This window comes from Paraburkholderia dipogonis, from assembly GCF_042680985.1.
GTDB lineage: Bacteria > Pseudomonadota > Gammaproteobacteria > Burkholderiales > Burkholderiaceae > Paraburkholderia > Paraburkholderia phytofirmans.
This window is the reverse complement of sequence record NZ_JBHUFR010000006.1, coordinates 419,230-441,927: the sequence shown is the minus strand read 5'-3', so window position 1 is coordinate 441,927 and position 22,698 is coordinate 419,230. Positions and strand designations below refer to the sequence as shown.

General features: G+C 63.8%; 18 protein-coding genes. 1 reads left to right on the top strand and 17 read right to left on the bottom strand.

From position 1 onward, the window contains the following. Positions 1 to 198 precede the first annotated feature (198 nt). From ACFSNN_RS06645 to ACFSNN_RS06565, 17 genes are all read right to left on the bottom strand, one after another. Positions 199 to 1,164: a nucleoside hydrolase gene (locus tag ACFSNN_RS06645; protein WP_134459731.1), complete on the bottom strand. Its 966-nt coding sequence runs from the start codon at positions 1,162 to 1,164 to the stop codon at positions 199 to 201. Beyond that, the gene (locus ACFSNN_RS06640; RefSeq protein ID WP_134459735.1) at positions 1,161 to 1,550 is read right to left on the bottom strand and encodes a cytidine deaminase; all 390 of its coding nucleotides are present in this window, start codon (positions 1,548 to 1,550) and stop codon (positions 1,161 to 1,163) included. The genes ACFSNN_RS06645 and ACFSNN_RS06640 overlap by 4 nt, the downstream gene beginning before the upstream one ends. Positions 1,551 to 1,565: 15 nt before the next feature. Next, positions 1,566 to 2,843 (bottom strand): NupC/NupG family nucleoside CNT transporter, encoded by a 1,278-nt coding sequence (locus ACFSNN_RS06635; RefSeq protein WP_134459738.1) that lies wholly within the window; start codon positions 2,841 to 2,843, stop codon positions 1,566 to 1,568. A gap of 195 nt (positions 2,844 to 3,038) precedes the next feature. Continuing rightward, entirely contained in the window at positions 3,039 to 4,226 is a 1,188-nt protein-coding gene (locus ACFSNN_RS06630; protein WP_134459741.1) for a thiolase family protein, read from the bottom strand. A 70-nt stretch (positions 4,227 to 4,296) separates the two neighbouring features. Further along, positions 4,297 to 5,730: an efflux transporter outer membrane subunit gene (locus ACFSNN_RS06625; RefSeq protein WP_134459743.1), complete on the bottom strand. Its 1,434-nt coding sequence runs from the start codon at positions 5,728 to 5,730 to the stop codon at positions 4,297 to 4,299. A gap of 10 nt (positions 5,731 to 5,740) precedes the next feature. After that, on the bottom strand, positions 5,741 to 7,312 hold the full coding sequence (locus ACFSNN_RS06620; protein WP_134459746.1) for a DHA2 family efflux MFS transporter permease subunit: 1,572 nt from the start codon (positions 7,310 to 7,312) through the stop codon (positions 5,741 to 5,743). Positions 7,313 to 7,319: 7 nt separating this feature from the next. After that, positions 7,320 to 8,417 carry an HlyD family secretion protein gene (locus ACFSNN_RS06615; RefSeq protein WP_208949533.1) on the bottom strand — a complete coding sequence of 366 codons (1,098 nt, stop codon included), beginning with the start codon at positions 8,415 to 8,417 and terminating at the stop codon, positions 7,320 to 7,322. Positions 8,418 to 8,501: 84 nt separating this feature from the next. Then, a complete protein-coding gene (locus ACFSNN_RS06610; protein WP_134459749.1) occupies positions 8,502 to 8,924 on the bottom strand; it encodes a MarR family winged helix-turn-helix transcriptional regulator in 423 nt (140 codons plus the stop codon). 81 nt (positions 8,925 to 9,005) lie between these two features. Next, on the bottom strand, positions 9,006 to 9,428 hold the full coding sequence (locus tag ACFSNN_RS06605; protein ID WP_134459752.1) for a MarR family winged helix-turn-helix transcriptional regulator: 423 nt from the start codon (positions 9,426 to 9,428) through the stop codon (positions 9,006 to 9,008). A 171-nt stretch (positions 9,429 to 9,599) separates the two neighbouring features. Next, a complete protein-coding gene (hutG, locus tag ACFSNN_RS06600; RefSeq protein ID WP_134459755.1) occupies positions 9,600 to 10,574 on the bottom strand; it encodes a formimidoylglutamase in 975 nt (324 codons plus the stop codon). Continuing rightward, entirely contained in the window at positions 10,571 to 11,347 is a 777-nt protein-coding gene (locus ACFSNN_RS06595; RefSeq protein WP_134459758.1) for an amino acid ABC transporter ATP-binding protein, read from the bottom strand. Before ACFSNN_RS06595 ends, hutG begins: the two co-directional genes overlap by 4 nt. Continuing rightward, the gene (locus tag ACFSNN_RS06590) at positions 11,344 to 12,012 is read right to left on the bottom strand and encodes an amino acid ABC transporter permease (protein WP_012426303.1); all 669 of its coding nucleotides are present in this window, start codon (positions 12,010 to 12,012) and stop codon (positions 11,344 to 11,346) included. The genes ACFSNN_RS06595 and ACFSNN_RS06590 overlap by 4 nt, the downstream gene beginning before the upstream one ends. Positions 12,013 to 12,029: 17 nt before the next feature. Next, positions 12,030 to 12,785, bottom strand: a complete 756-nt coding sequence (locus ACFSNN_RS06585) for a transporter substrate-binding domain-containing protein (protein WP_134459761.1) — start codon at positions 12,783 to 12,785, stop codon at positions 12,030 to 12,032. Positions 12,786 to 12,860: 75 nt separating this feature from the next. After that, complete coding sequence (locus ACFSNN_RS06580) at positions 12,861 to 13,610, bottom strand: IclR family transcriptional regulator (protein WP_134459764.1); 750 nt, start codon at positions 13,608 to 13,610, stop codon at positions 12,861 to 12,863. Positions 13,611 to 13,797: 187 nt separating this feature from the next. Next, positions 13,798 to 14,688, bottom strand: a complete 891-nt coding sequence (locus ACFSNN_RS06575) for a transglutaminase family protein (protein WP_134459767.1) — start codon at positions 14,686 to 14,688, stop codon at positions 13,798 to 13,800. Then, positions 14,685 to 17,321 (bottom strand): circularly permuted type 2 ATP-grasp protein, encoded by a 2,637-nt coding sequence (locus tag ACFSNN_RS06570; RefSeq protein ID WP_134459770.1) that lies wholly within the window; start codon positions 17,319 to 17,321, stop codon positions 14,685 to 14,687. The genes ACFSNN_RS06575 and ACFSNN_RS06570 overlap by 4 nt, the downstream gene beginning before the upstream one ends. A 29-nt stretch (positions 17,322 to 17,350) precedes the next feature. Then, complete coding sequence (locus tag ACFSNN_RS06565; protein ID WP_134459773.1) at positions 17,351 to 20,824, bottom strand: transglutaminase family protein; 3,474 nt, start codon at positions 20,822 to 20,824, stop codon at positions 17,351 to 17,353. Between the two features lie 335 nt (positions 20,825 to 21,159). Between ACFSNN_RS06565 and ACFSNN_RS06560 the strand changes: the two genes are divergently transcribed. After that, the gene (locus tag ACFSNN_RS06560) at positions 21,160 to 22,365 is read left to right on the top strand and encodes a zinc-binding metallopeptidase family protein (RefSeq protein ID WP_134459776.1); all 1,206 of its coding nucleotides are present in this window, start codon (positions 21,160 to 21,162) and stop codon (positions 22,363 to 22,365) included. Positions 22,366 to 22,698 lie beyond the last annotated feature (333 nt).

Here is a 22,698-nt window from a genome sequence, read left to right as displayed (position 1 = left end):
GATAGATTTCGGTCACGCGCTTGCGTCCACGAGCCGGGGTTTCAGGGGGCGCGAATGCAGTGCGTGTGCAGAATGTAGCAAAGATTGAAGATCGGCACCGGCCAGGATTACCGCGAACCGGCGTGTTGCATTGCACAGCGGCTTACCTCCGATCAAAGCAGGCAATGCCGCCAATGCGTCAGGTCAGCGTCGGCTCTTTCACAGCGTGCCGCAAATGGTGCGCTCGTAAAGCGCCAGCATACCCGGCACATCCACGCCGATACACACCGTGCAGTCCGGCCGGCTATCCCAGGCCGGCGCGGGCACGGGCATGGTCGACGGCTTCTGGATGGTCTGGCCCACCGCGATGCCGTCCGTCAAAACGCGCACGGGGCCGCTGCGCGTCGTATAGAGATGCGGCGCCAGCACATAGGCCACCGCCGACGAATCATGCACATAGATGCCCGCCAGCTGCGCGCTTTGCTCGTGAAACGCCTCGTAGTGCCGCGACACTTCCCATACGAACTGACCGGCTGCGCCGCCGCGCTCGCGCAGCGACGCCAGATACTCGCGGCTCATGATAGTGGACTGCGTGACGTCCAGCCCGACGATCGCGACCGGCCACGCCGCGCCGAGCACGATGTCGGCGGCGTGCGGGTCCGCCAGGATATTAGCCTCCGCCGCGGGCGTGACGTTGCCGAGCACGCCGTCCGTGCCGAACGCGCCGCCCATGATCACCACCTGTTTGACGAGCGTGGCGATCTGCGGATCGTCGGCGAGTGCGAGCGCAAGATTCGTGAGCGGGCCCACGGCGAGCAGCGTCACTTCGCCGGGATGCGCGCGCACCGTGTCGATGATGAAGCGGTGCGCGGGACGCGCATCGAACGGAGCCCCGTCCGTTGTATCCAACGCGATATTGCCGAGCCCGTTGTCGCCGTGAATCCATGCGAGCGGCTCGGGCGCGGTGCGCTCGAGCGGTGCCGCCGCGCCCTGCGCGACCGGCACGCCGGCGGCGAACCGCCCGGCGAGAAAGCGCGCGTTGCGTGTGGTCGTTTCGATCGCGGCGTTGCCGAATACGCTCGTCAGACCCAACAGTTCGATGTCCGGATGCAGCGCCTGAAATACGAGCGCCATGGCATCGTCCACGCCCGGGTCGGTATCGTAGATGACCTTGTGCCTGCTCATAGATAGAACGCGTCCGGCAATTGTTCGCGCGCGGTTGTGTCGCGCGTGGCGCCATGCAAGTTGCCGAGACGAATCGGCAGTTCGGGGCCGCCCAGTTCGATGATCACCTGGCGGCACGCACCGCACGGCGCGATCGGGCCGTCTGTATCGCCGATCACCGCGAGCGCGGCGAACTGGTCACGCCGATAACCCGCCGCAATGGCGCTGAAAAACGCGGTACGTTCCGCGCAATTGCACAAACCGTACGAAGCGTTCTCGACGTTGCAGCCGTCGAACACCTGGCCGTCTTTGGTCAGCAACGCCGCGCCGACCTTGAATTTCGAATAAGGCGCATAGGCCTTTTCTCGCGCGACGTCCGCGCGTTCCAACAGTTGTTCCATATTCATCCAGCAATCCTCGATTCAATTCAGCGTAATGAACATGCCCGCAATCGTGGCGCTCATCAGGTTCGAGAGCGTCGCGGCGAGCACGACACGCAGGCCGTAACGCGCGACTTCGGCACGGCGTCCCGGCGCGACGGCGCTAAAGCCGCCCGTCAGCACCGCGATCGACGAGAAGTTCGCGAAGCCGCACAACGCAAACGACAGGATAGCAATGGTACGCGGATCGAGCGCCGCCAGACCGGCGGCGGTCACGCTCGCGGCGTCTTTCAGATACGGCGACAGCGACGCATAGGCGACGAACTCGTTGAGAATGACTTTCTGGCCGAGGAAATTGCCGGCAATCGTGGCTTCGCTCCAGGGCACGCCGATCAGATAGGCGAGCGGCGCGAATATCACGCCGAGCACCGATTGCATCGACAGTTGCGGATGACCGAACCAGCCGCCCACGCCGCCGACAATTCCATTGAGCAACGCAATCAGCCCGACGAACGCGATCAGCATCGCACCGACCATCACCGCGATTTTGAGGCCGACAGTCGCGCCGGAACTCGCGGCTTCGATGATATTGGCGGGACGCTTCTCGTCGAAGTTGAGGTTCTCCAGATGCACACGGCTCGGTTCGGTGGAAGGGTGAATGATCTTCGCGAACAGCAAGCCGCCCGGCACGGCCATGAACGACGCCGCCAGCAGATACTCGATGCGTACACCGAGGCCCGCATAACCCGCCAGCACCGAACCGGCGACCGCCGCCATGCCGCTCGACATGACCGCGAACAATTCCGCGCCGGTCATCTCGGCCGTGAACGGTTTGACGACGGCGGGCATTTCGCTCTGGCCGAGAAAAATCGTGGTGACCGCGGAAAACGATTCGATCTTCGACACGCCGAGCAGCTTCTGAAATACCGTGCCGAGCACGATCACGATCCAGCGCATCACGCCGAGGTAGTACAGCACGGAGATCAATGCGGTCACGAAGATGATGGCCGGCAGCACGCGCACGGCGAATACGAAACCACCGTCGCCGAAGACCTGGAACATCTTCGCTTGCACGAGTCCGCCGAACAGGAACTCGATGCCCGCGTTGCCGTAGCCGAGCACATGATTGACACCGGACGCCGCGCCCGAGAGTATCAACTTGCCGACGGGCACGAACAGAATGAATGCGCCAATGCCTATTTGCGCCAGCAACGCGCTGATTACAGTCCGTAAGCGGATAGCGCGCCGATTAGTGGAAAAGATAAAAGCGATGAGCAGCAGTACCGCAATGCCGAGGATGTTTCTAACGATCAGTGCCATGTCTCGTGGTGTTCTTGTGAAAGTGGCAGTGATGCTAAACGAAACCGGTGCAGGAATAAAAACTTTAAATATGGGCCGGCACTCTAGTGCCCACGAATGCGCCACGGTTGATGCGCCGCGCATTTCAGGGATCGCAGTGAGGTGCATCGACATGTATTTCGCACGCCGACGCGCCCTGCCGCTATCGCTTCAAACTCACAGCATTTCCAATGCCAACGCGATGCCCTGACCGCCGCCAATGCACAACGTCACGATGCCGCGTTTGATCCCATCGCGCTGCATCGAATGAAGCAGGCGCGTGGTCAGCACGGCGCCCGTCGCGCCGATCGGATGACCATGCGCGATTGCGCCGCCTTGTACGTTGATCAACTCGTCCGCAATGCCGAGTTTGCGTGCGACCGCGATCGGCACGGCGGCAAACGCTTCGTTGATCTCGAAGCGCTCGACATCGCGCAGTTGCCAACCGGCTCGTGCCAATGCCATCTGCACCGCCGGAACGGGGCCGAGCCCGAACATGCCGGGTTCGACCGCGGCGACGCCATACGACACGAGACGCGCGAGCGGCGCGATGCCGCGTGCTTCCGCGAAACCCCGCTCGGCCACCAGCATCGCGGCTGCGCCACTGTTCAATCCGGGCGCGTTGCCCGCGGTGATCGTGCCGTCGGGGCGAAATGCCGGACGCAGTTTCGCGAGCGTTTCCACGGTCGTGTCGGGACGCGGCTGTTCATCGCGCGTGACATGCTGCGGGCCTTTGCGCCCGGCTATTTCCACGGCGACCAGTTCGGCGTCGAAATCGCCGCGCGCCTGGGCTTCGCTGAAGCGCTGCTGCGAACGCGCGGCCCAGCGGTCCTGAGTTTCACGCGTGATATCGAATTGCGCGACGAGGTCTTCCGTGTGCCAGCCGGAATGCTCGCCGGAAAACGCGTCGTTCAGGCCGTCGCGCAGCAGGCTGTCGTGGATTTGCGCGTTGCCCATGCGGTAGCCCCAGCGGCCGCCGTCGAGCAGATACGGCGCGCGGTCCATGTTTTCCATGCCGCCGGCCACGGCGGCATCGCCGAGACCCAGCAGAATTTCCTGGGCCGCCGACGCGATCGCCTGCGCGCCCGAGCCGCACACGCGATTGACCGTCAATGCCGGCACGGCCACCGGCACACCGCCGCCGATCGACGCCTGGCGCGCCGGATTCATCTTGTTGCCGGCCTGAATCACATTGCCCATCACGACCGACGCCAACTCGGCCGCGTCGAGCCCGCTGCGGCGCAACGTCTCGCGCACGGCGAGCGCGCCGAGCGCGGTCGCGGGCACGTCCTTCAATGCCCCACCGAATGCGCCGATCGGCGTTCTCACCGGATTGCAGATCACTACTTCTCGCTGATTCGCCATCGTTTCTCTCCAGTTGGTTCGACATCACATTGGCCGCGCCCGTACATCGGCCGCTCGCGTGTTCAAGTGCTCAGTTGCTCGACGACACCGCCGTGACCGCGCCGGGCGCATCCCAGCCGCCGCCGAGCGAGCGGTACAACGCGACCGCCGAGAGCGCTTGCTCGCGCCTGGCCTGGTTCAAGGACTCCGCGTCACGCAGATACGCCTCCTGCGCGGTGAGCACATCGAGAAAATCCGCCGCGCCGCCCTTGTACAGTTCGCTCGACAAATGCAGCGCCTGGTTCGACGCATCGAGCGCGCCGCCAAGACGTTGCACCTGCACCGCGCCGCTCACCAGATCGCTGCGGTTGTCCTCGATTTCCTTCAGCGCTTGCAGCATGGTTTGCTGCAAACCGAGTTGCGATTCGCGCATGCGGCTTTCGCTCGCGTCGATGTTCGCGGTGATGCGGCCCGCGTTGAAGATCGGACTCGTCGCGTTCAAGGCGGCGCTGAAGAGGTTGTCGGTCAGCGTCGGCAAGCCGAGGTACGACGAGGCCAGCAGACCGTCGGCGAGATTGAGCCGGAACTGCGGATAGCGCTGCGCTTTCGATACGCCCACTTCCGCCGCGCGCTGTTCGACCGTCGCGTACGCGGTACGCACATCGGGACGCTGCAGCAGCGCTTCTGAGGGCAGCATCTGCGGCACGCTTTGCGCGGGCACCGGAATATCGCGCGCATTGGCGAGCAGCAAGCTATCGACGCTTTCCGGCGTGCGCCCCGAATACACCGCGATCAGACTCAATTGATGCTGCACAGCCGATTGCACGCGCGGAATCTGCGCCTGCAAATCCTGGAGCTGGTTCTGCGCGCGCGCGACGTCGAGTTGCGTCGACAGCCCATAGTGCAGACGCTGCTGCGTGAGCTTCAACGCGCGTGCGCGGATCTGCTCGTTGTCGCTCAGAATCTGCAACTGCGCTTGCGCCCAGCGCAGATCGATATACGCTGCGGCGGTATTCGTCGCGAGCGCGAGGCGCACCTCGTTCAATGCCGACTGGCGTCCCGACACCTGCGCCTGCGCCGCCAGCACGGCAAGACGTTCGCCGCCGAATACATCGGGCGTCCAGCTCGCCGTCAAGCCGACGCCGGCCTGGCGCACATAACCGAGCGGCGGCGGCGTGTTCTGACGCGAGTCGGACGCCGTCGCGCTCGCGTTCAACTCAGGCAGCAGAGCCGCGCGATTCTGCTTCGCCAGATCCTGCGCCTGCTTGACGCGCTCCACGGCTGCCTGCACATCGAGATTGCCGGTCAACACGGTTTCGACCAGTTGATGCATGACCGGGTCGCCGAATTGGTCCCACCACGCGTTGGCGCTCACGCTGTCTTGCGGCGCGTCGACATTCCACGCGGCGGGCGCGACGCTCTTCACGGTTTGCGGCAAATCCGCGTGTGTTTCCGGTTGCACCGCGCAGGCCGCGAGCGTCAGCAAGGCGGCGCTCGCCAGGACTTTGACAAGGATCGGTTTCATGTTGAATTCCTCAATGGGCATCGGGCGGCGGTGCGGTGTTGCCGAACGGGCGCGAGAACAGCACGCTGAACAGACCGACCAGGAAACACAGCGACAAGGCGAAGAAGGTGTCGGAGAACGTGAGCACGAGCGCTTCACGCATCAGCAATGCATGAAGTTCACCGAGTCCGGCGTTGGCCGCGTTCAACACGTTGCCGCCCACTGTGGCGAAATGCGCGCTTTGCTGCTGCAGGATCGACTCGACCACCGGACGGCCCACGTTCAGATGTTCATCGAGCCGCTCGTAGTGCAGATTAAGACGGTCGTTGAGCATCGTGCTGCTTACCGCAATGCCGATCGCGCCGCCGAGGTTACGCATCAGATTGAACAGGCCGCTGGCGGAACGCAGCCTCGACATCGGCAACGAACCCAGCGCCATCGTCACGATGGGTGGAATGCAGAACTGCTGGCCGATGCCGCGCAACGCCTGCGGAATCAGCAACTCGTGCCAGCCCCATTGATTGGTCAGCGGCACATACAGATAACAGCCGACGCCGAACAGCACGAGGCCGAACACCAGCAAAATCCGCATGTCGATAAAGCGCGCGACCACCGAATACACCACCATCGCGACCAGTTGAAAACAACCGACCGACAGCAACGCCACACCGATCTGCAACGAATCGAAGCCACGCACACGAGACAGGAACACCGGCGTCAGAAACACCGCGCAGAAAATCCCGATCCCGGTGATGAACGACAGCAGACTGCCGATGCCGAAGTTGCGGATCGCCAGCGCGCGCAAATCGACGATCGGTTCTTTCGCGGTGAACGCATGCACGAGGAACAGAAACCCGCAGATCGCGGTGATCCACGCGCACGTCAGGATCACGTGATCGCCGAACCAGTTCTTGCGCGGCCCTTCCTCCAGCACGTATTCGAGGCAACCGAGAAAACCGGACATAAGAAGGATGCCCAGGTAATCGCCTTTCTTCAGCAGCGACAGATCGACGTTGTCGAAATGCACGTACTTCGGCACCAACAGCGTGACGGCGAGGCCCGGCACGAGGTTCAGATAGAACAGCCAGTGCCACGACCATTGCGACGTGATCCAGCCGCCGATCACCGGACCAATGGTCGGCGCGAGCGTGGCGAGCGCGCTGATGGTGGTGGAGGCGATCAGGCGCTGCTTGCCGGGGAACAGCACGAACGCCGTGGTGAACACCGTCGGGATCATCGCGGCGCCGAGCGCGCCCTGCAAACCGCGGAACAGGATCATCGAGTTGATGTCCCACGCGAGACCGCACAGCATGCTGGTGACCGTGAAGCCGAGCGCGGAAAACGCGAACACCCAGCGCGTGGAGAACACTCGGGTGAGCCAGCCGGACATCGGGATCACCAGAATTTCAGCGATCAGATACGAGGTCTGCACCCACGAGAGTTCGTCCTGGCTCGCGGACAAGCCACCGCCGATGTCCTTGAGCGACGACGCCACGATCTGGATATCGAGCGTCGCCATGAAAAACCCGACGCACATCAGCGTGAACGCCAGGACTTTGATTCGCGTCGGCAGGTCGGCGGGGTTGGCGAGAACTTGAGTCATGGTAGGTTCATCCGCGCGCCGGAGTGTTGCTATCGACATGCACCTTCACCGTGGCCGACAAGCCGGGGCGCAGCACGCCTTGCATGGACTTCGGCACATCCAGCCGCACACGCACCGGCACGCGCTGCACGATCTTCGTGAAGTTGCCAGTGGCGTTCTCGGCGGGCAGCACGCTGAACGTCGCGCCGGTGGCCGGCGCCAGACTTTCCACCACGCCGTGAATCGGCGTGCCCGATGCGTCGAGATCGACATCGACGCTGTCGCCCACGCGCATCTTCTTCAACTGGTCTTCCTTGAAGTTGGCGTCGATCCACAATCCGCTCGACGGCACCACGGTCAGCAGCGATACGCCGGTGTTCGCAAGCAGGCCGACACGCGCCGTGCGATTGCCGACATAGCCGTCGATCGGCGAGCGGATCGTCGTGTACTCCACGTTCAGCGCCGCGACACGCTGGGCGGCCTGCGCCGTCGCGATGCGCGCCTCGGCGTCGCCGATCTGCGCGTCGAGCACGGCGATCTGGCGTTGCGCCGCGATCAGCGCCGCGCTGCTGCGGTCGACCGCCGCGTGCGCTTTGGTCAAATCGGCGTCCGCGCGTTCGACGACCTGATTCGATACCGCGTCGTCCTTGACCAGTTCGCGGTAGCGCGTCTGGTCCGCGGCGCTGCGCGTCAATTCGGCGCCGGACGCGCGAACCTCGGCGGCCTGCTCGTTGATGGTGGCGAGCTGCAAGGACTTCTTCGCCTGCAGTTCAGTCACCGACGCTTGCGCGCTCTGCACTTCCGCCGTGGCCTGCGCGAGCCGCGCGTCGTAGTCGCGCGCATCCAGCCGGATCAGCACGTCGTTCGCGTGGACGAACTGGTTGTCGCGGACCAGCACGTCCGTCACGAAACCGTTCACCTTCGGCGCCATCACGGTGACATCGCCGCCCACGTAGGCATCGTCAGTCGTCTCGACGAAGCGGCCGACGAAGAACCAGTACGATGCCGCAAGCGCCAGCACGGCAAGGACCGTGATGACCGCGAGCAGCATCCACGGAATGCGGCGTGCCGGTTTGGCGGTCTGCGCCGCGCTCGGCGGAGCGATTGTCGATGGAGTAGTGGACATGATGTCGATATGTGCGTATGCACTCGTTGCGTTGAAAAAAAAGCGCGTGGATCGCGCCGGCCGTACGTCGCCGTATCCGCGACTTCAGATTGAATCCCGTGTGATGGCGAACAATTCGCCTCGCAACGCCGCCGCGCGCCGTTCGCCGAAACGATGCTCGAATTCGGCTTGCGCAGCATGCCAATGTTCACCGCCTGCCTTGAGACGCTCTTCGCCTGCCGGCGTGAGCGTAATGGTCAGCGCGCGCGCGTCGGCGCCGAGTGCCTCGCTCGACACGAGGCCGTTGCGGCGCAGCGGCTGGATCGTGCGGACCAGGGTGGTGCGTTCCATGCGCATGGCTTCAGCCAGTTGCTTCATCGTCATGGGGCCGGTGCGTTTGAGCCGTCCCAGCAGCGAAAACTGCGTGATGGTCAGCCCGACATTCGCCAGGTGCCGGTCGTATATCTGCGAGACATAACGCGCGGCCTGGCGGATGGCAAAGCAGTCGTCGTCGAAGAATCGTTCCATTGCTGCACTTCCTCGTTTGTGAGTGCGTATGCACACAAGCGGGCGGACCGATGCTCGCCGGAACGAGCGGGTACGCCTCAACTAGCCGGTGATGCTGAAGAGTTCGGCGCGCAGCGTTTTGGCTCGCGCAGGGCCGAACTTCTTTTCGAACTCGTCCTGCGCGGCGCGCCAGGCAATGGCGGCCTGATCGAAGGTGGCTTCGCCCTTTTTCGTCAGGCTGAACAGGAATGTGCGGCCGTCGTGCTCCGCCGCTTCGGCCGCCACCAGACCGTCGCGCTGCAACGGTTTCATGGCGCGGACCAGCGTGGTGCGCTCCATCACCATCGCGTCCGCCAGATCCACCATGGGCAGATTCGGCACGCGCGCGAGCTTGGCGAGAATCGTGAACTGCGCGGCTGTCAGGCCTACTTCGCCAAGGTGGCGTTCGTAGATTTGCGTGACGTGCCGGGCCGCCTGGCGCAGCGCGAAGCAGTTGCATTCGTCGGAGGAGATGGGGCGGTTCATGAAGTGGAGTCTATATGTGCATACGCACAGCGTCAAGGTTGGCGGGGTTGAACACAGTGTTGCTGGATCTGCTCTTACGCTCGCACCGGCGGCGCAATGTGGCCGTTCCGACACCCATTTCCGGGTTGCGGCACCCACCTAACCGCCAGTTGCCGCCATGCAGATGCTTCCTTAGAGCAGGCGGTAAGCCAATCGCGCCGCCGCCCTCGCGGTGCGCCCGTCCTGATCGAGCGACGGGTTGTACTCCGCGATGTCCGCCGCACGCAGTTTGCCCGAGCCATGGACACGTCGCACCATCTGCTCGACCACGGAGAGAGGCACGCCCAGCGTCGCAGGCGCCGAGACGCCCGGCGCGGTGGCCGCGGAAAGTACGTCGAGATCGATGGTCAGATAGACATCGTCCGCTTCGTCCAGCATCAGATCGAGTTCTTGTAAACGTAGCGGCAGTTGCGCTTCCTGCATATCGACGTCGAGTACGTAGCGAGCGCCGAGCCGCTGCGCGTGCCCGAACAGCGAAGCCGTGTTGCCCAGATCGCTGATGCCGAAGCAGACGTAATTGAATGGCAGGCCGCGCTCCGCGCAGTCGTTCGCGATCTGATCGAACGGCGTGCCTGAATTCGCGGGGCGCTTCCGGCGCAGGTCGAAGTGCGCATCGAAGTTGATGATGAGCAGTTTGCGAGGCGTAGCGGATTCGTCAGCCTCACGCCGATCTTGATGCCGATGCTGGTGCAAGCGCAAACCACAATACGTTGCCCACGCCACCTCGTGCCCGCCACCGAATACCAAGGGCCGGCTACCGCTAGCCAGCACGTCGCTGATCACGTTGGCCAATTCGGCTTGCGCGCCTTCGAGGTCGCCGTCGTCGCACGCAACGTCGCCCGCGTCGGCAAGCATCGCGATCGAATTTTTAGCGGGCAAGCCCGCCAGCGCGCGCCGCAATTCCTTTGGCGCATGCGCCGCGCCGGTGCGGCCTTGATTGCGGCGCACTCCTTCATCGGAGCCGAAGCCGACAATCACCGTCGTATCGCCATGGCCACGAAGCGAACTGTCAAACGGCACGATCTGATTGAAAACTCGCCGCGTGTCGCCGGACTCGCCGTCGTCCGAGCGGCCCGCCCACACCTTGTCATCGAACGGAACTCTCATGCGCGCGACAACACCGCCTGCAAGAAAGCTCGCGTGCGCGGCTGTGAAGGCGCGGAGAAAATCTCTGCCGGTGGACCTGCTTCGACGATCACGCCGCCGTCCATCACCACCACTACGTCGGCGACTTCTTTCGCGAAACCCATCTCGTGTGTGACGACCACCATCGTCATGCCCTCGCTCGCAAGCAGCTTCATCACCTGCAGCACTTCGCCGACCAGTTCGGGATCGAGCGCCGAAGTCGGCTCGTCGAACAGCATTACGCGCGGTTGCATGGCTAGCGCGCGGGCGATCGCAACGCGTTGCTTCTGGCCACCCGACAAGCTCGCCGGCATCACATGCGCCTTGTGCGCAAGTCCGACTTTCTCCAGCAACGCGAGCGCGACTGCTTCAGCCTCAGCCTTGCTGGCGCCGCGCAACATGCGCGGGCCGACCGTAATGTTATGGAGCACCGACAGATGCGGAAACAGATTAAACGACTGAAACACCATGCCGACTTCGGTGCGCAACTCGTTCAACGAGCGCTCCTTGAGCATCTCCCCCTGATCGACCAGCCGATGCCCGCAGATATCGATTGTGCCGCCCTCCGCCTGCTCGAGCCCGTTGCAGCAGCGCAGAAACGTGCTCTTGCCCGAGCCGCTCGGTCCGATCACCACCACAACCTGCTGCGGTTGAATATCGAAGTCAATGCCGTTGAGCACCGTATGCGAGCCGAACGACTTTGTCAGTCCGCGAATGCTGACGATAGGTTCATTGAGGTTGGTCACGGTATTCATTGCACCATCCCTCCCGCGCGCAAATGGCGCTCGACACGATGCAGCGCGTAATTGGTCGCCTGCGTCAACACCAGATACACCAGCGCGATAGCCAGATACACTTCGAGCGAGCGGTACGACACGCTGATGATCTTCTGCCCTTCATGCATCAGATCGTCGATGGTCAGCAGCGACACCAGCGCCGAGTTCTTGATCAACGCAATGAACTCGTTGCCGAGTGGCGGGATCATTCGCACGATGGCTTGCGGCAGAATGATCGCGCGCATGGCTTGTCCCGACGACATGCCGATGGAGCGCGCCGCTTCCATCTGCCCGCGGTCTACCGACTGAATCGCGCCACGCACGATCTCCGAAACGTAAGCCGCCGAATACAAGCCGAGTCCCAACATGCCGCACACAAACGCCGGCAACAGAATGCCGAATTGCGGCAAGCCGAAGAACAACAGAAAAAGCTGCACCAGCAGCGGCGTGCCGCGGAAAAACGTCAGGTACGCCGTGCAAAAGCCGTACACGATGCGCCGTTTCGGCGTGAGCCGGCCGATGCCGATCAGAAGGCCCAGCACGCAACTCAGCGCGAGCGAGGCGGCGGTCACTTCGACCGTCACCACGGCGCCGTGCAAGATGTCCGGCAAGCCGGCAATGACCGGCGAGAAATCAAGTTCCATTGGGTTCGCTTAGCCGGTTATTGCGCCGTTGCGCCGAACCACTTCTTGACGATCGCGGCATACGTGCCGTCAGCCTTGATTTTCGCGAGCGCTGTATTGAACGCGGCCTTCAGTTGCGGCTCGTCCTTGCGCACGGCAATGCCATACGCTTCGGTCGTAAGCGGTTTGTCGAGCACACGAAAACCGCCGCGCGTCTTCACGAGTTGATAGGCGGCCGGCTTGCCGGTTACGGCGGCGTCAGCGCGGCCAATGCCCACGAGGTCGAACATTTCTTGATTCTTTTCGACTTCCACGCGATTGATCTGCGGGAAGTTGTCGCGCAGGAAGTTGACCGATTTGGTGCCCACCTGGACCGAGACTTTCTTGCCGTTCAGTTCTTCCACCGACTTGATAGGCGAATTGCTCTTCACCAGCACGACGAGGCCCCCGGCATAGTAGGAGTCGGTGAAGTCGACCACCTTCGCGCGTTCGTCGGTGATGTAGATGCCGGAGATCGCCGCGTCGAAACGGTGAGCGATCAGGCCCGGAATCAGACCTTTGAAGTCGATGTCGGTCCATTGCACCTTCTTGCCCATCGCCTTGGCGAGCGCATTCAGCAGGTCCACGTCGAAGCCGGTGCGTGCGCCATTTTCGGTGTACTCCAAAGGCGGGAAGGTAGCGTCGGTGGCCACGTTCAGCACGTCCGGCGTTTGCGCCGACGCGGCGCCGGAGAAGCCGGCGAAAGTCACGGCAACCGTGACGCAGGCGAGAGACAACAGTCGTTGCAGCTTCATTGAATAGGCTCCTTGTGGTTTTTTCATTTCGTTCGGAATCCGGATTGAATTCCGGTCGCAAGCGGCTTCGTCCAGTCAATCGGTTTGCATACGCTCGGAAATGGCGCGGGCCGTACGTAGCGTCCCGTCGATGAATTGGCTTTCGCGGCCGATGGCGCGCGTGGACGGCGCCATCAGCGTGATCGACGCGCCGCTGCCGGCGCCGCGTCCGCTGCGATGAAATATCGGGGCGCTCACACCCCACACACCCGGATCCACTTCACTGTCGCTGACCGCGTAGCCTTGGGCGCGAATCTGCTCCAACCGGGCTTCGATTGCCGCGCGGCCGGCAGGGTCGTCATCGAACAGGTTGTCGAGTACTTCGGTGCGTGCCTTGTCGGCCATGAACGCGAGCAGCGACTTCGCCGACGCACCCGCCTTGAGCGCCACGGCGCGTCCTTTCTCGAACGAACAGCGCAGCGAGTGCTGGCTGTCGACCATCTCCAGACACATCACCTGATGTTTAACGGCGACCACCAGTCCAATGCTTTCCTGCGACGCTCGCGCGAGCCGCTGCATCTCGCTGCGGCTCGCTTCGACCAGCAGCGAATTGACGTCGAAGCCCAGCGCCAACTGCAAGCTAATTGGGCCCGGCGCGTAATGCCCCGCGTTCTCCGCGACGAAGCCCCAGCGCTTGAGCAAGGCGATCTGCCGGTACAAAGTGCTTTGCGCGAGTCCGGTGACAGTCAGCAGCTCTTTCACCGACATGGCCTTACCGTGACTGGCGAGCGCCGCCAGCACGAGCAGCACCCGTTCAGCACCTGTCACACCTTGTTCCGTATTCACGATGACACCGGCCCGCAACTCATCACGGACTCAGAATGCCAGAACGCTCTCAGATTGCAAAAACTCAATTCCCGCTGAGTGGGAATAAGTCACGAGGGTTTTCCCCGAACAGGGTTGGATAGTGGCCGTGGTGCCCACGATAAGTCGAGCACATTCTTTGGGACAGAAAAGGCCTTGTCAGATGATGTCAAAGCGCAAGCACCGTCACCCCCACTTCCACCCGATGCGCCCCACCACCCAGAATCATCCCGCGCAGCAACGACACATCGCTGTAATCGCGGCCGATGGCGAGCGTCACATGATCCATATCGGCGAGCACGTCGTTGGTCGGATCGAGATCGATCCAGCCGCTGCCGGGGCAATACACGGACACCCACGCGTGCGACGCATCCGCGCCAATCAGCCGCGGCTGTCCCGGCGGCGGATCGTTGCGCAGATAGCCGCTCACGTAGCGCGCCGGCAAACCCAGCGAGCGCAAGCAGCCGATCATCACCTGCGCGAAGTCCTGACACACGCCGCTTTTCAATTCGAAGGCGCGTTCGGCCGGCGTATCGAACATCGTCGCGGAAGGCTTGTAGGCGAAGTCTTCGTGAATGCGGTGCATCAGATCGATCGCGCCCGCGGCGACCGGCATGCCGGGCGGAAAACTCGGCAACGCGTAGTCGCGTAACGACGGCCGCGGCACGATATTCGGCGACGCGAAACAGAACTCCGCCTCGGGCCGGAACTGGCCGCCGACGCGAAAGCGCAGCGCATCGGCCACATCGTCCCATGCGGGCGTCGCCTCGGGATCGAGATCGGTCCAGCGCGGCATGAGCGCGACCGTGGTCTCGCTGACGAGTTGCAGGCGCTCATGCGGCGCATCCAGCGCGAAATACAGCACGTCGTTGCCGAATGCGTCGAACCGGCTATTCATATACGACGGTTCGGGTTCGATCTTTTCGCTGTGCGAGACCACACGCTGCCACGAACAGGCAATCGGCCGGATCGTCGCGAGATGCTGCGCGGTTTCCACATAGGTGGAGTAGCGATAAGTGGTGCGATGCGAAACGGACAGCACGGTCGGCGTGTGCTTCATGACCACACCTGCGAGGCAACCGTGCTGGCGTGGCTGAAATAGCGCGCGCTGATCTCATGCCCGGCCGCGCCGACGAATCCGGCGATCTGATCGCATACCGCAATCAGATTGGCGTACGTGCCGTTTTCGTCAACCTCGCATAGCGATTCCAGCGTCGGCAACACATCGGTCGGCGCCATCAATTCGGCAAACGGACGATGCCGCGTGCTGCCCGCCGCCACGGCGATCTCGTCGAGCTTCTTGCGCAGACGCTCATATACGCCATAGATGCCACGCGGATTGGTCGGCTCGATGACCAGCAAGTCGAGCAAGGCCGGCACTTCGAAACGGCCCGGATAGAGTGAGCGATACGTCAGCGTGCTGTCGAACAACTGCAGCAGCAGATCGAAACCGGCGGGCGTCGAAAGCTGGCCTTTGTCGGCGACCACGCGCACAAACGAGGTCATCGCCGACACGCGTTCGATGTGGCGGCCCACGAACAGCAGACGCCACGCTTCGTCGCGCGTCATGCGATCGCCCTGCGCGCCGCTGATCGCAGACAATTGCACCGACAGGTGTTCGAGCGCGCTCATCAGCGTGACGCGGTCGTAACGCTCGTAGCGTTCGCCGCGGCCGTTGCCGCTACCTTGTGATAAAGATGAACCATTACCGTAGCCCGGCGCAGGCATCAACATCTGCAACGCGTCGCGGAAGTCGTTGCGCGCCGCGAGAATCGTTCGCCAGTGATCATTCGACAGACGCCCGCGCACTTCGCCATTGGATCGCGCCTGCGAAGTCAGATTCTGGCCGATGCTCGCGGCGCCGGTGCTCTCGATCAGGTTAGCGACCAGCGCGCGCTCGAAAGCTTGCGGCGAATGCGGCGCGAACATGTCGCCGGACTGCACGAGCCCGCAATGCAACGCGAGTTCGACGAGAGTCGGAAACATCGCGTCGGCATCGTTGCCTTCCAGCGAACCGAGGATCAGGCGCAACAGCCGCACATTGTTCTCAGCGCGTTCGCCGTAACGTCCGGCCCAGAACAGGTTTTCCGCCGCGCGGCTCGACACGGTGCGATGCTTGCGCGCGAGGTCGGCGGGCTGCATCGGCGAGGGCAGCAGCGTGAAGGTCGAAGTCGGCTGGCTCGACAGCACCCACGTATCGACGCTGCTGCCGCCGTACTGCATGGACACCGTGGCCTGGCGTTCGGCGGCCATGCGGGTGAAGCCGCCGGGCATGACGTGCCAGCCGCCATTGACGTCCGCGATCGCATAGACGCGCAGCACCGACGGACGGCGGCCGACGGTGCCATCCTCATAGCGCGGCGTGCACGAAAAGCGCTGCGCCTGCTGGATCGTGTAGGTGTCGGGCATGGCTTCGATCCGCTCGCGCCACGTCGACAGGCGCTGGCGTCCCTGCTCCACGCCGGGCGGCGTGTCGCGCCCGGTGACTGGCCACGTCGGCACGATGAACGCCTCATCAAGCCGCCGGAATGCGTGCTCGCGCGCCGCCTCCTCGCCGCACCACCATGTCGCCACGCTTGGCAACACGAGGTCTTCGTCGAGCAGCACTTCGGCGATGCCAGGCAGAAACCCGTGCAACGCCGGCGATTCGACAAAACCCGAACCCGGCACGTTCGAGACGACCACATTGCCCGCGCGCATCACCTGCAACAAGCCGGGCACGCCGATGCTCGAATCGGCGCGCAATTCGACCGGATCGCAGAACGCATCGTCCAGACGCCGCAGCACCACGTGCACGCGTTCGAGACCTGCCAGTGTCTTCAGGTAGAGCTTGTCGTCGCGCACGGTCAGGTCTTTGCCCTCGACCAGCGTCACGCCGAGGTAGCGTGCCAGAAACACGTGCTCGAAATAGGTTTCGCTGAACGGTCCCGGCGTGAGCAAGGCGATATGCGGCGAATGGTCGGTGCCGTCGCTCTCGTGCCGCATGGTGGCCTGCGCCGCCTGCACGAGTGTCGCGATCAGCTGCGAGTAGGTCGGCGCGAGCCGGCTCACGCGCAGGGCGCGGAACGGATCGGCGAACAGCGTTGAGACGATCAGGCGGTTTTCCAGCGCGTAGCCGAGACCGGACGGCACCTCGGTGCGATGCGCCATCACGGTCCAGTCGCCGTTGGGCGTACGCGCCAGGTCGACCGCGACCACTTGCAGAAACTGGCCGCCCGGCGGCGCGTAGCCCTTCACCGAGCGCAGATAGCCGGGGTGGCCGAACACCAGTGCGGGCGGCAATTGCCCGCGCTCCAGCAAGGTTTGCGGCCCGTAAATATCGGCGACGATCGCATTGAGCAGATGCGCGCGCTGCGTCACGCCGCGCTCGATATGCGCCCACTCTTCCTCGCTGATCAGGAACGGCAGCAGGTCGAGCGCCCACGGCCGCGGCTCGCCGTTGTCCGCGTAGACGTTGTAGCTGATGTCGTTGTCGCGGATCTGCTGCGCGACCGAGGCGAGGTGATCGTCGAGCCGCGCAATGCCGTCCTCGCCGAGCCGCTCGAAGAATTGCCGCCACGGCTCACGCAGCGCGCCCGAGGCGTCGCGCAACTCGTCCCAATGTCCCTCGTGGGCCGGCAGCAGGCGCAACAGGGACGAAGCGTCCGCGCGCGCCGCAGACGTCTCGAAGGGAAAAGTCGATTGAAAGGCCAAGGTCGTGTCGTTTTAAGAGTGTGCGGGTTTCACCAGTAGCGCAGATCCAGTGTGAACGGAAACTCCAGACTGCGGTGCGGTGCATCGACCGTGAGCGGCCCCGGCGTATGTCCCGACGCGAAGAAGCGCGCGCGCCGCCGGCTTTCCGCCTCATAGGCGTTCACCGGGAAGGTCTGGTAATTGCGCCCGCCCGGATGAGCGACATGATACTGGCATCCGCCCACCGAGCGGCCGGCCCATGTGTCGACCAGATCGAAAGTGAGCGGCGCGTCCACCCCGATGGTCGGATGCAGCGCCGACGGCTGCGACCATGCGCGAAAGCGCACACCGGCCACATATTCGCTGACGCGGCCGGTCGGCTGCAACGGCACCGGCACGCCGTTGACGGTCAGCACATGGCGATTGTCGTTCAGGCCCAGCGCGCGCACTTCGAGCCGCTCCACCGACGAATCCACGTAACGCACCGTGCCGCCCGGCGAACCCTCCTCGCCCATCACGTGCCACGGTTCGAGCGCGTTGCGAATGGTCAGCGAAACGCCGTTCACCGTGGTTTCGCCGACCAGCGGGAAGCGGAACTCGAAGTGCGGCGCGAACCAGCCGCTGTCGAACGCGTAGCCCGCGCGGTTCAGCTCGCCGAGTACGTCGTCGAAATCCATCTTCACGAAGGTGCCGAGCAGGAAGCGGTCGTGCAGTTCGGTGCCCCAGCGCGTGAGCCGCTGCGTGTAAGGCGTGTGCCAGAAACGCGCCACCAATGCGCGCAACAGCAATTGCTGCACGAGACTCATGCGCGCGTGCGGCGGCATTTCGAAGCCGCGCAATTCGAGCAGGCCGAGACGGCCGGTCGGGCCATCGGGTGAATAGAGTTTGTCGATGCAGAACTCGGCGCGGTGCGTGTTGCCCGTCACGTCGATCAGGATGTTGCGCAGCGAGCGGTCGATCATCCATGCCGGCAGGCTCGCGCTGTCGCGGCCGCCGAGCATGTCGATCTGCCGCTGCAACTCGCGGAACGCCACTTCGAGTTCGTAGACCTGATCGTTGCGCGCTTCGTCGATACGCGGGGCCTGGCTGGTCGGCCCAATGAACAGCCCGGAAAACAGATACGACAGCGACGGATGGTTATGCCAGTACGCGATCAGGCTCGCGAGCAGATCGGGACGGCGCAGGAACGGACTGTCGGCGGGCGTCGCGCCGCCGAGCACGAAGTGATTGCCGCCGCCGGTGCCGGTGTGCCGGCCGTCGGTCATGAACTTCTCGCTGCTCAGATAACTTTGAGCCGCCGACTGATACAGGTACTCCGTGTGATCGACCAGTTGATCCCAGTTCGCCGCGGGATGAATGTTGACCTCGATCACGCCCGGATCCGGCGTGACCTGCAGTATTTTCAGGCGGGCATCGCGCGGCGGCGGATAGCCTTCGAGCACCACCTGCATGCGCAACTCGGCCGCCGTTGCTTCGACGGCGGCGAGCAGATCGAGATAGTCGTCCAGTTCGGTGAGCGGCGGCATGAACACATGCAGCAGCGTGCGGCCACTGCCGAATGCTTCGGTTTCGGCCTTCGGGCCGGCCGCGCGTTTCGGGTCGCGCGCCTCGACGCAAATCGCCGTGCGGAGCGTTTCTTTCGACGATTGCCCGCGTTCGGGCAGCGCCTCGTCACCCGGTTGGCGCGCATAGGCCAGCACGCCGCTGCCGGGCATGCCGCTCAGCAAGTCCGCCGCAGAGGACGACAGTGCCGCCGCGCGCCGCGCATCGGCGGGGCTCATGCTGCGCTGCTCGCCATCGTATTGCATGCGCAACTGCGCGGCCGGACGCAACGGCACGGGCGGTGCGAACGGATCGTGCGCGTGCTGGTACGGATAGTCGGTCTTCGAGACCCACGGCAGCGAATCGAGCGGCAAGCGGTAACCCATCGGCGAATCGCCGGGAATCAGAAACATGCGCTCGTCGCGGAAGAACCAGCGGCCGCTGACCCATTGCGGCGCTTCGCCGGGCACGTCGCGTTCGCGCGCGAGCGGCAGGACGTAGCCGGTCGCGCCGCCCAGGCCCGCGTCGAATACGCGGCGCAGGCGCACGCGCTCCAGTTCGTCGTCCAGCCGCGCGTCGAAGGGATCGACGTTGACCGGCAGACGCCGCTCGCGCCACAGGTAGTACCAGACGTCCTCGAAACCGGGCTGGATGCAGTCCGTGTCCAGCGAGAGCTTGTTCGCGAGATGCGCGAGGAAGCGTTGCGCGTCGGCCGCGGTGTAGGTGCCGGGCTCGCGTTCGTCGGCGAACAGAGACGGATCGTGCCAGCAGGGCTCGCCGTCGGCGCGCCAGTACAGCGACATCGCCCAGCGCGGCAATTGCTCGCCCGGATACCACTTGCCCTGGCCGATATGCAGGAAACCGTTCGCGCCGTAGCGCGCACGCAGCTTGTCTATCAGCGCGACCGCGTAGCCGCGTTTGGTCGGGCCGAGCGCGTCGGTGTTCCATTCGGCGGCGTCGCGGTCGCGCACCGAGACGAAAGTCGGCTCGCCGCCCATCGTCAGCCGCACGTCCATGTTTTGCAGTTGCTGGTCGACCTGCGCGCCCATCTTCAGCACGTCGGCCCAGACCGCTTCGCTGAACGGCTTGGTGACGCGCGGCGTCTCCAGAACCCGCTCGATCGACATCGTATGTTCGAACTCGACCTCGGATTCGTCGACGGCGCCGGAGATCGGCGCCGCGCTGCCCGGTTCGGGCGTGCAGGCGACGGGGATATGCCCCTCGCCCGCCAGCAGCCCGGAGGTCGGATCGAGACCGATCCAGCCCGCGCCCGGCAGGTAGACCTCGCACCACGCGTGCAGGTCGGTGAAGTCGACTTCGGTCCCGCTCGGGCCGTCGATCGATTTGACGTCAGGCGCGAGTTGCAGCAAGTAGCCGGACACGAAGCGCGCCGCCAGCCCTAACTGCCGCAAGGTCTCGACCAGCAGCCAGCCGGAGTCGCGGCACGAACCCGCGGCACTCACGAGCGTTTCCTCGGGCGTCTGGACGCCCGGCTCCATCCGGATCAGGTAGCGGATTTCGCGCTGCAGCCGCTGGTTCAGCCCGACGAGGAAGTCGGCGGTGGCGGCCGGCGTGCGGTCGATACTCGCGACGAACTCGGCGAAGCGCGGCGTCATCGGCCGCTTGACGCGGTAGGGCGCGAGTTCCAGCGCGAGGCCGGGCGAATACTCGAAGGGAAACTGCTCGGCCGAGGGTTCGAGAAAGAAGTCGAACGGGTTGTAGACGGCCATTTCGGCGACCAGATCGACGGTCACCTTGAATTCGCGCGTCTTCTCAGGGAAGACGAGCCGGGCCTGATAGTTGGCGAACGCGTCCTGCTGCCAGTTGATGAAGTGTTCGGCCGGCTCGACCCGCATTGAATACGACAGGATCGGGGTCCGGCAATGCGGCGCAGGCCTGAGACGCACGACCTGGGGCGACAGTGAAACCAGCCTGTCGTAACGGTAATGTGTGACATGATGCAACGCGACGCGTATGGACACACCGGACTCCTGGACGAAGGATGGCAGCCCGCCAAAAAGCAAGCTTCATGCCGTCGATTGAACGCTTGTTGCATAAGTGCGAAAAACCGCTCGCACTGCCTGTACTGCCCGGATCTTCGCCTGCCGTGAAGTTTGCCGCGCTTCGCCGAGCGTCCGGTCGATCGAACCAAGGGCCGTTTCACTACCGTTTTCAAGGCCGCGCACCAAAGCGGCGCAGCGCCGATGCACGATCATGCACGTAATGTGCGTTAAACCAGTGACGTCTGGCAAATGCGGCATAAAGATTGCGGAGTAGCGTCTTCCACAACCGCCGTTCCACCTGCCAGGCTCCGCCGATGAAAACCTTCCACTGCAACCATTGCTCGCACCTCGTCTTTTATGAAAACGTTCGCTGCGAACGTTGCGAGTCGTTGCTCGGCTATGTACCCGAAGTGGCGGAAATCAGCGCGTTCGAAGATGCCGGCGAAGGCCGCTGGCGCAGCCTGCATCCAGGCGCCGAAGGCGCGCTGTTCCGCCAATGCCACAACTATGCGGTCGAAAACGTCTGCAACTGGATGATCCCCGCCGACTCGCCGGACCAGTTATGTCGCGCCTGCCAGTTGACCCTCACCATTCCGAATCTGAGCGCGCCCGACAACCGGCTCTACTGGTATCGGCTGGAAATGGCCAAACGCCGTCTGCTCTACACGCTGGCCGAACTCGGCCTCGACGTGAAGTCGCGCCAGGCCGATCCTGAGCATGGCCTCGCGTTCGAATTCCTCGAGGACGGCGGCGACGGGTCGCGCGTCATGACGGGCCATGATAACGGGCTCATCACGCTAAACATCGCCGAAGCCGACGACGCCCACCGCGAGAAAGTGCGTACCGCGATGGGCGAGCCCTACCGGACCTTGCTCGGCCATTTCCGGCACGAGACCGGACACTACTACTTCAGCCAGCTGGTGGAGAACAACCCGCGCTGGCTCGAGCCGTTTCGCAAACTGTTCGGCGACGAAAGCGTCGACTACGGCGAGGCGCTGAACGCCTACTATCGCGACGGCGCCCCGGCCGATTGGCAGGCGTCGTTTATCAGCGCGTATGCCACGATGCATCCCTGGGAGGATTGGGCCGAAACGTGGGCGCATTACATGCTGATCGTCGACGTGCTGGATACGTCGACCTCATATGGCGTGGCGCTCCTGCCCGACGATCCGAGCGAGCCGACGCTGACGGACCGCACGCCGGTGGAGGACGCAAGCTTCGAGAATCTGATGAAGCGCTGGTTCCCGCTCACTTATGCGCTGAACAGCCTGAATCGCAGTCTCGGCATGCCGGACGGGTATCCGTTCACGCTGCCCGCGCCGGTGGTGGAGAAGCTGCGCTTCGTGCACCGGGTGATTGAAGCGGCTGGGGATAAGTCGCGGCCGAGGGAAGCGGCGGCGCCAGGTCAGGAGGTGGTGGTGCCGGTGCAGCAGCCCGTTGCGTCCGAGCCCCCGCCACTACAGCCCGCGCCCGTCACTGCTCAGACAGCCCCGGCCAAACGAGCCACGAGACGACGCTAACCGGTCCCTCGGAAACAAACCGGCGTGGTCGGGGATCGGCTCTTAAAACCGCATCCCTGACACAATCGGCGCGCGCATATCCCGGTTTTCGATTGATCTCACTCAAAAACCCTTTCTCAAAATAAGACTCTTCCTAGATGCAGCCCGGTCGAATTCTTTGACAATCGGATTCAGTTGGCGACACACGCAGCACGCGCATAACGCCTCAGTCGGCGCGCCGTGCTTTGAATCACGCGTCACAACCCGCCACGGGTTGCAAACGCCCTGCCGCCTCCCTGTCATTGAACATAACGCGCATGCGGAACATCGCAAGCCGTTCACCATCGACCCAAG